This is a genomic window from Weissella paramesenteroides ATCC 33313, assembly GCF_000160575.1.
In the GTDB taxonomy this organism is placed as follows: domain Bacteria; phylum Bacillota; class Bacilli; order Lactobacillales; family Lactobacillaceae; genus Weissella; species Weissella paramesenteroides.
Window position 1 is genome coordinate 2,049 of sequence record NZ_GG697131.1, and the last position, 3,123, is coordinate 5,171.

Annotated in this window: 1 rRNA gene; it reads left to right on the forward strand. The window is 49.8% G+C overall.

The features are described from left to right. The first annotated feature begins 182 nt into the window (after positions 1–182). Positions 183–3,098, forward strand: a 23S ribosomal RNA gene (locus HMPREF0877_RS06970). Positions 3,099–3,123 lie beyond the last annotated feature (25 nt).

The window sequence follows — 3,123 nt, forward strand, 5'->3', positions numbered from 1 at the left end:
AATTAGTTCTTTGAAAACTGAATCATAATTGTAAATTTTTAAATTCATTATAATTGATCATATCAATTAAATTGAGCCGAAAAAATACACCGCGTAATTTTTTGAGTTTTTTAAATAAGTTTAAAATCGCTTGTGACCATTGAGTCACAATACTCAAACGAAATCATCAACGAAAGTTGATCGGTTAAGTTATTAAGGGCGCATGGTGAATGCCTTGGCACTAGGAGCCGATGAAGGACGGGACTAACACCGATATGCCTCGGGGAGCTGTAAGTAAGCTGTGATCCGGGGATTTCCGAATGGGGGAACCCAACTTGTCATGCAAGTTATCGTTTAATGAATACATAGTTAAACGAAGGTAGACGTTGTGAACTGAAACATCTCATTAGCAACAGGAGAAGAAAGAAAAATCGATTCCGTCAGTAGCGGCGAGCGAACGCGGAGGAGCCCAAACCAGAGTGCTTGCACTCTGGGGTTGTAGGACTACCGTTGTGGAGTTACAAATTTGTTTATTAGCAGAATCAGCTGGGAAGCTGAGCGAAACAGGGTGATAGCCCCGTATGCGAAAGTAAGCAAACTCCCGTGTAGGATCCTGAGTACGGCCGGACACGTGAAATCCGGTCGGAAACTGCGAGGACCATCTCGTAAGGCTAAATACTCCCTAGTGACCGATAGTGAACCAGTACCGTGAGGGAAAGGTGAAAAGCACCCCGGAAGGGGAGTGAAAAAGTTCCTGAAACCATGTGCCTACAACAAGTTAGAGCCCGTTAATGGGTGATAGCGTGCCTTTTGTAGAATGAACCGGCGAGTTACGATACCATGCAAGGTTAAGGTGGAAAGACCGGAGCCGTAGCGAAAGCGAGTCTGAAATGGGCGTTTTAGTATGTTGTTGTAGACCCGAAACCAGGTGACCTACCCATGTCCAGGGTGAAGGTGCGGTAAAACGCACTGGAGGCCCGAACCCGTACATGTTGAAAAATGTTGGGATGAGGTGTGGGTAGCGGTGAAATTCCAATCGAACTTGGAGATAGCTGGTTCTCTCCGAAATAGCTTTAGGGCTAGCCTCGGAAGATAGCGTGTTGGAGGTAGAGCACTGTTTTGGTGCGGGGCCCATCTCGGGTTACTAAATTAAGATAAACTCCGAATGCCAATCACGTATGTCCGGGAGTCAGACAGTGAGTGATAAGATCCATTGTCGAAAGGGGAACAGCCCAGATCGTCAGTTAAGGTCCCTAAGTGTGTGTTAAGTGGAAAAGGATGTGAAGTTGCATAGACAACTAGGATGTTGGCTCAGAAGCAGCCACCATTTAAAGAGTGCGTAATAGCTCACTAGTCGAGTGATTCTGCGCCGAAAATGTACCGGGGCTAAACACACCACCGAAACTACGGGTGCCACGTAAGTGGCGCGATAGGAGAGCGTTCTAAGGGCAATGAAGTCAGACCGTGAGGACTGGTGGAGCGCTTAGAAGTGAGAATGCCGGTATGAGTAGCGAAAGACAGGTGAGAATCCTGTCCACCGTATGACTAAGGTTTCCTGGGGAAGGCTCGTCCTCCCAGGGTTAGTCGGGACCTAAGGCGAGGCCGAAAGGCGTAGTCGATGGCTAACAGGTTGAGATTCCTGTACCAGGTGAACATGTTTGAACGATGGAGGGACGCAGAAGGCTAACAGAACCCAGCGGCTGGAAATGCTGGGCCAAGCAACAAGTCTTAGTGTGAGTCAAATGCTTGCACTTATACGGACAAGTTGTGATGGGGACCGAAATAAAGTAGGGAAGTCTGTGATGTCACGCTGCCGAGAAAAGCTTCTAGTTAGTGTTTACCTGCCCGTACCGCAAACCGACACAGGTAGTCGAGGAGAGCATCCTAAGGTGAGCGAGTGAACTCTCGTTAAGGAACTCGGCAAAATGACCCCGTAACTTCGGGAGAAGGGGTGCTCAGCGCAAGCTGAGCCGCAGTGAATAGGCCCAGGCGACTGTTTATCAAAAACACAGGTTTCTGCAAAATCGTAAGATGACGTATAGGGGCTGACGCCTGCCCGGTGCTGGAAGGTTAAAAGGAGTGCTTAGCTTCGGCGAAGGTACGAATTGAAGCCCCAGTAAACGGCGGCCGTAACTATAACGGTCCTAAGGTAGCGAAATTCCTTGTCGGGTAAGTTCCGACCCGCACGAAAGGCGTAACGATCTGGGCGCTGTCTCAACGAGAGACTCGGTGAAATTTAAAGACCCGTGAAGATGCGGGTTACCCGCGACAGGACGGAAAGACCCCATGGAGCTTTACTGTAGCTTGATATTGAGTGTTTGTGCAGCTTGTACAGCATAGGTAGGAGCCGTAGAAATCGGGACGCTAGTTTCGATGGAGGCAAACGTGGGATACTACCCTCGTTGTATGAACACTCTAACTCACACCACTCAGCGTGGTGGAAGACAGTGTCTGGCAGGCAGTTTGACTGGGGCGGTCGCCTCCTAAAAGGTAACGGAGGCGCCCAAAGGTTCCCTCAGAATGGTTGGAAATCATTCGCAGAGTGTAAAGGCACAAGGGAGCTTGACTGTGAGACTTACCAGTCGAGCAGGTACGAAAGTAGGGCTTAGTGATCCGGTGGTTCCGCATGGAAGGGCCATCGCTCAACGGACAAAAGCTACCCTGGGGATAACAGGCTTATCTCCCCCAAGAGTCCACATCGACGGGGAGGTTTGGCACCTCGATGTCGGCTCATCGCATCCTGGGGCTGTAGTCGGTCCCAAGGGTTGGGCTGTTCGCCCATTAAAGCGGTACGCGAGCTGGGTTCAGAACGTCGTGAGACAGTTCGGTCCCTATCCGTCGCGGGCGTAGGAAATTTGAGAGGAGCTGCCCTTAGTACGAGAGGACCGGGGTGGACGTACCACTGGTGTATCAGTTGTTCCGCCAGGAGCATCGCTGAGTAGCTATGTACGGATGAGATAAACGCTGAAAGCATCTAAGTGTGAAACTCGCCTCGAGATGAGATTTCCCATTCAGAAATGAAGTAAGACCCCTCAGAGATGATGAGGTAGATAGGCTAGAAGTGGACGTGCGGTGACGCATGGAGCGGACTAGTACTAATGGTTCGAGGACTTAACCAAGTAGCAAGTGGTGTAAGGCAAAAAA